The 4658-nt window shown below is 63.9% G+C and carries 10 protein-coding genes; 3 read left to right on the top strand and 7 right to left on the bottom strand.

Annotated features, from left to right (window positions below; all coding sequences use genetic code 11):
* The 3 genes from ACFWYW_RS58510 to rhuM form a co-directional block, all read left to right on the top strand.
* Positions 1–225, top strand: a 225-nt coding sequence (locus tag ACFWYW_RS58510) for a hypothetical protein (protein WP_379628012.1), incomplete at its 5' end; no start/stop codon positions are given.
* A 69-nt stretch (positions 226–294) separates the two neighbouring features.
* Complete coding sequence (locus ACFWYW_RS58515; RefSeq protein ID WP_379628014.1) at positions 295–513, top strand: hypothetical protein; 219 nt, start codon at positions 295–297, stop codon at positions 511–513.
* A gap of 610 nt (positions 514–1123) precedes the next feature.
* The gene (gene rhuM / locus ACFWYW_RS58520; protein WP_379628016.1) at positions 1124–1522 is read left to right on the top strand and encodes a RhuM family protein; all 399 of its coding nucleotides are present in this window, start codon (positions 1124–1126) and stop codon (positions 1520–1522) included.
* A 400-nt stretch (positions 1523–1922) separates the two neighbouring features.
* On the opposite strand, the gene ACFWYW_RS58525 is transcribed toward rhuM, so the two are convergent.
* The 7 genes from ACFWYW_RS58525 to ACFWYW_RS58555 form a co-directional block, all read right to left on the bottom strand.
* Positions 1923–2273: a hypothetical protein gene (locus ACFWYW_RS58525; protein WP_379628018.1), complete on the bottom strand. Its 351-nt coding sequence runs from the start codon at positions 2271–2273 to the stop codon at positions 1923–1925.
* Between the two features lie 502 nt (positions 2274–2775).
* A complete protein-coding gene (locus ACFWYW_RS58530) occupies positions 2776–3111 on the bottom strand; it encodes a hypothetical protein (RefSeq protein ID WP_379628020.1) in 336 nt (111 codons plus the stop codon).
* A 28-nt stretch (positions 3112–3139) separates the two neighbouring features.
* A complete protein-coding gene (locus ACFWYW_RS58535) occupies positions 3140–3319 on the bottom strand; it encodes a hypothetical protein (protein WP_379628022.1) in 180 nt (59 codons plus the stop codon).
* Entirely contained in the window at positions 3316–3519 is a 204-nt protein-coding gene (locus tag ACFWYW_RS58540) for a hypothetical protein (protein WP_379628024.1), read from the bottom strand. The genes ACFWYW_RS58535 and ACFWYW_RS58540 overlap by 4 nt, the downstream gene beginning before the upstream one ends.
* 5 nt (positions 3520–3524) lie before the next feature.
* The gene (locus tag ACFWYW_RS58545) at positions 3525–3704 is read right to left on the bottom strand and encodes a hypothetical protein (protein WP_379628026.1); all 180 of its coding nucleotides are present in this window, start codon (positions 3702–3704) and stop codon (positions 3525–3527) included.
* Positions 3705–3768: 64 nt separating this feature from the next.
* Positions 3769–3954 carry a hypothetical protein gene (locus tag ACFWYW_RS58550; protein ID WP_379628028.1) on the bottom strand — a complete coding sequence of 62 codons (186 nt, stop codon included), beginning with the start codon at positions 3952–3954 and terminating at the stop codon, positions 3769–3771.
* A gap of 210 nt (positions 3955–4164) precedes the next feature.
* Positions 4165–4658, bottom strand: a 494-nt coding sequence (locus tag ACFWYW_RS58555; protein WP_379641449.1) for a hypothetical protein, incomplete at its 5' end; no start/stop codon positions are given.

Genomic DNA, 4658 nt, shown 5'->3' on the forward strand with positions numbered 1-4658 from the left:
CTTGTCGTCTCCTTTGGAGCCGTGATGGAACCTGGGCAGTACACCGACGTCATCTGGCATGACGGGCGCAAGGTGCGTATCTACCCGAACGGCGACCGCTTCTACGAAGACGAACTGCAGGCGATGTTCGCGGGCGCTGAGGAGCGGCTCAAGCAGCCGCTCAAGGTAGACGACCTGGACGAGCTGCGGGCGCGAGTAGAGAGACTGCGACGGGAGGCACGATGAGCGGCAAGTTCTCGGGCGCGGACTGTTAGGGCCACGCCAGACAGACTGGCGGGCCTAGACAGGACCGCGATGTCCCGCACCGACAACACCATGCCGTACCGGATCCAGAAGGAGGACCGGCCGGCGTGGACTCACTTCATGCGCTACGGCGGCGCCTTTGCCGGTATTGGCGAGGATTGCCGCTTCTACGAGAAGAGGGCACGCCAGCGGACTCGGCTGGCGCTGCTGCGTGGTGAGGAACCGGAGCCGACCCGTCACCGCGGGCAGGCCAAGTACGACTTCTGGTAGGCGTGACCTGCCAACTTGGCAGTAGTTGGCAGATATTGGCAGTTGCGATGTTGCGTAGAGAAGCCCTCGCTTCGGCCCTGACGGGTCGAGGCGAGGGCTTTCTTCGTGTTGTACGTCTACCGGGTAAGTCGGCCGGTAATACAGGGAATTTGTGCGCCGAGCCACTCCATTTCTTCCCGAAACGGATGTGATCCTTCCCCTATTCAACTTGTCCCGAATGTGTGCTTTGAAGCGCTGTGATCCCTGGGACAATCGAGCACAGCTTCGACTTAGGCCCGGCACCTGCGCAAACAGGCCCGGGTGTGGCCAACTCTAAAGAGGAGAGTTGACGTGTCCGAAAATAGCATCGTGCCCTCGCGCGGTCCTGAGCAGGGGTCGCCTTTCGACAAGATCCGCCACGTAGACGCGTACGGGCGCGAGTACTGGCTGGGCCGCGAGATGCAGCCGCACATGGACTACTCGCGGTGGCAGACCTTCGTCGAGGTGATCGAGAAGGCCAAGGCGTCCTTCGTCATCGTCATGGGGCAGGCGGCGGCCGACAGGGCATTCGTGCAGGTCAGTCAGGCTACGCAAGCGGGTAACCTGGGCACTCAGGTCCGGGAAGACTTAGATGACCGACTACAAGATCTTCCGGGACATGATGGTGGAGAACGCCTCCGACTACGTCCCGAGCACCAAGGCCAGCAGCATGTTCTTCGCCATGATGCAGAACAGGCTGTACCGGCACATCACCGGGATGAGCGCCGTCGAGATCAAGAACGCGCGCGAGATCTGCCACTGGCAGGATCGGGAGAACGGGAAGACGTCCCCGACCAAGAAGGACCGGGACGTCGCGAAGAACTACCTGGAGGTCAGCGAGCTCAGGAAGCTGGAGCGGCTGGTCGGCCGCCTGTGCCTGCGCGCTGAGGACATCGCCGAGGACGGTCTGAGCCTGACCCTGGCATCCTGGGAGGGCCTGGTCGAGGCCGAACTTGCGGTCGAGGCGCCGTGGAGGTTGGCCATCGCGTGAGGCTGGTGTCCGGCCGTCGCCTCTGCGCGCTGGACGGCCGGACATACCCTCGCCTGTGAGGGGCCGCCCGCCCCTCAGCCTTTTGGACGCCCCAATCGGGGCATAGGTTCACTCCGGTTCTGCGGTGTCAGGGGCTTTCCCGGTTGATGCCGCGAGCCGAGTCCATGATTCGAGCCTCACAGGTCTGCCTCCTGCCTCGGTGGCGACCGCGAACAGGATGTTGATCTCTGGTCGTGTGCGCCGCTGAAAGACCGTTGTTTCTTGTACCAGGCCAAGCGCCTCGTGTGCTTCCACCTGCGTGACACCCTTCCGGAGCAGCCGCAGCAGAGGCCGTAGCCGGTCGGCCTCGTGCTGGACGAGTCCCCGCCCCTTCGAGGGCGAGGACTGTGGGTTGGGACTGTCAGGCCTCGGCGAAGTCCGCCGTCCGTACCGGCGGAAGCTCGTCGGCGGCCGGCTCGTAGTTTGGCCAGTCAGCCGTACTGCATTCGGCCGCGTGGAGTGCGCAGCGGACGTTGGCCAGGAAGAGCCGAGTAGCGTCCTGGCGTGTTGACGCGTCGACCCCCATGAGGATGGACATGGTCCGCTCGCTCAGCCCGGCGGTGGAGTCCGGTCCGACGATGCCGCTGTCCTTGAGGGATTCGAGCTTGAGGAGTTCATCCATGACCCGGTCGGTGAACGCGTCGAAGTCCTCTTCGGAGTCGTCCGGCTGCGTGCAGACGAAGTCTAGATCCATGACGAGGTAATAGATCATCACTGCTCCTTCACCAGCAGGTCGCTCTACTCAACTGGCCCAGAAGGTTCTTCAGAGCGTTGGGATCTGAAGGGGTGCTAGGAACCCACTTCTTGCACTTCAGCGGGCATGGACAGTACATCTTGAAGTGACCGTTCCCGCCGAGGCTGACACTCCAACCTTTGCTTTCAGCCTCTTTGAGGACAGCTTCGAACTCCTTCTTCGGGTGCCGCGGTCTGACCACTTTGTCCACCTGCCGACAAGGTTGAGTGTACGTACCGGCCCCACCCCCGGGTAGACCGGCCCCTGTTGCAGGTTGGCATAAGCGACGACGCGCGTCACTGGATTCGAGTTGACCGTCTACGGAAAGCCATACCCGGCCCTCGCAGTCTGTAGCGGAAGGGAAGACTTGTCTGCCCCTGCCGGGCATATCTAGCCCCCTGCCATGCGCCTGCTTTGCCCTACCCCTGTCACGCGTTGAGGCTCCAGCCGTACTACGGCTGGAGCCTCAACGAGCGGGGGTCTACTTCAGCGTGCCGGTGCCGCCGCAGGGACGGCAATTCACCCACTTCTTGGTGATGACGACGCTGCCGTCCTTCGACTTGGTTTCGACGGTCGTCTCCCAGCCGCCGGCGCCGCCGCACTGGCCGCAAGGGTCTCCTTTGGCCGCGGTCTGCGGCTGCGGGAGTTCGGACGGCGGCCCGTACTGTTCGGCGATGTCCGCTGCCTCTTCCTCGGTGAGGAACGGCATGACGACCTTGCTGCCGCGGGGAGTGGTGATGGTGGCGTGGTGGTCACGGCCCGTCAGGTCCATGTGTCCGACCGTAGGCGGGTGAATCGCGTTCTGCCAGCCGTTCATGGTTTCCTATCCCTTCGGATCGGGGGGACTACATGCGGTTGATGGCCGCGCGCAGGAGGATCTCTCCGAGGTCGGCGGCGGCTTTCGGGTCGGTCTCCTTGAGCTTCTCCAGTTCCTCGACTGCGCCGGCGTCTCCCTTGGCTTGCTGGCCTGCTGTCACCTGTTCGAGGATGTGGACGGCGCGAGCCGGGATCTCGTCCGCGTTCACTTGGATCCGCCCTTCTGCTCGTCCTTCGGTGGGAGCAGCCAGGCCCCTGTGGGGCTCTTGACCCACCGCCCGTTCTGGTTCTCGTGGATGACGTGGAAGGTGTTCGACCGGTTGCAGCCCTCGTCCCGGCCGCCGTCGGAGCGGGCGAAGATGGCCTGGCAGTTCGGTTTGCGCTTCTTGTCGCTGCCGAAGGAGCCCATGGCTGTCAGCGGCCTCGCTTCCTGGCGTCGGCCTTCTTCTTGGCGCGGGCCTTGCGCATGGATGCCGGGACGCCGAGCATGTCGATGCCGACGACGCAGGTGTGGGTGAACGGGTTGGTGTACTCCCGTTTGCACTTCTTGCAGGTGTTGACCACCTTGACGCTGGTCTTCAATCTCCAGGCCATGTTGATCATTTCCTTTCGTTGATTGGTTAGCGGTGTAGGTGATCTCGTCCTTCACCGTGTCTCCTCAGTGGTCTTCGGGGCGGTCTGAGCATCTGTGTGCGCTGTGCCCGTAGAAGGCTTTGTGGCAGGGGCACCAGGACGCCTTGCACGCGCACCCGGGGGCGGCGGTGGCGCCGTGGCCGCAGACGTCGCAGTTGCCGACCGTGTACTGGCCCTTGACGTAGTCGGTGATGGCTCGTTTGATGCCCACGATTGGTGGTGCTCCCTTCGGATCTTGTGAAGCGGGATGCTCCGGACGCCCGCCCGACGGCGGCGGGCAGGCGTCCGCAACCACCCGCTCTGGGAGTTAGGTGTGCGAGATCGAGTTAGCTTTTTCGCTTTCGAGTTATGTGGGTCGTTCTACGGGTTTACGTATGCTCTGACCTGCGGAAAGTTACGTTCGAGGTCGAGTTAGCCGGGGTTATCCGGTGTCCTCTTCGCGGGCCTGGGCGCGGTCTGTCAGTGCTCGGCGGATCGCGTCAGGGTGGACGGGGTAGCGGTTACCTGTCGTCGGCACCCGCACCCCGAGGCCGGCGAGTTGCTCACGTAGCTGCTTTCCGGTGAGCGTCTTGTACGGCTGCCAGGACGGCGCGTAGCGGGCCAGCAGCGCGGGCAGGTCGGCGGCAGGGATCGGTTCGGCGCCCATGACAGCGGCCACGTCCTCCAGGAGGTCGCGTGGCTTGTCGCTGGAGTGGGTGGCGAATGTGGCGTTCTCCAGGAGTTGCATAGCCCGTTGGATCACGTTGTGGGCGTCGGCCTGGCTGACGTAGTAGCCGCGCAGCAGGCCGGGCTTCGGGGTGAAGCCTCGCGCCATGAAGGTGCCGACATCCCCGGGCCCTTCGTCGGTCTTGGGCTCTAGCCCGACGGCTGAGATACCGGCCTTGTAGGAGCCGGTGCCGAGTGCGGCGTCGTTGC

The organism is Nonomuraea sp. NPDC059023 (genome assembly GCF_042740095.1).
In the GTDB taxonomy this organism is placed as follows: Bacteria; Actinomycetota; Actinomycetes; order Streptosporangiales; family Streptosporangiaceae; genus Nonomuraea.

Coding starts and splice junctions, on each gene's coding strand:
- ACFWYW_RS58515 (WP_379628014.1), top strand. CDS start 295: ATGTCCCGCACCGACAACACCATGCCGTACCGGATCCAGAAGGAGGAC.
- rhuM (WP_379628016.1), top strand. CDS start 1,124: ATGACCGACTACAAGATCTTCCGGGACATGATGGTGGAGAACGCCTCC.
- ACFWYW_RS58525 (WP_379628018.1), bottom strand. CDS start 2,273: ATGATCTATTACCTCGTCATGGATCTAGACTTCGTCTGCACGCAGCCG.
- ACFWYW_RS58530 (WP_379628020.1), bottom strand. CDS start 3,111: ATGAACGGCTGGCAGAACGCGATTCACCCGCCTACGGTCGGACACATG.
- ACFWYW_RS58540 (WP_379628024.1), bottom strand. CDS start 3,519: ATGGGCTCCTTCGGCAGCGACAAGAAGCGCAAACCGAACTGCCAGGCC.
- ACFWYW_RS58545 (WP_379628026.1), bottom strand. CDS start 3,704: ATGGCCTGGAGATTGAAGACCAGCGTCAAGGTGGTCAACACCTGCAAG.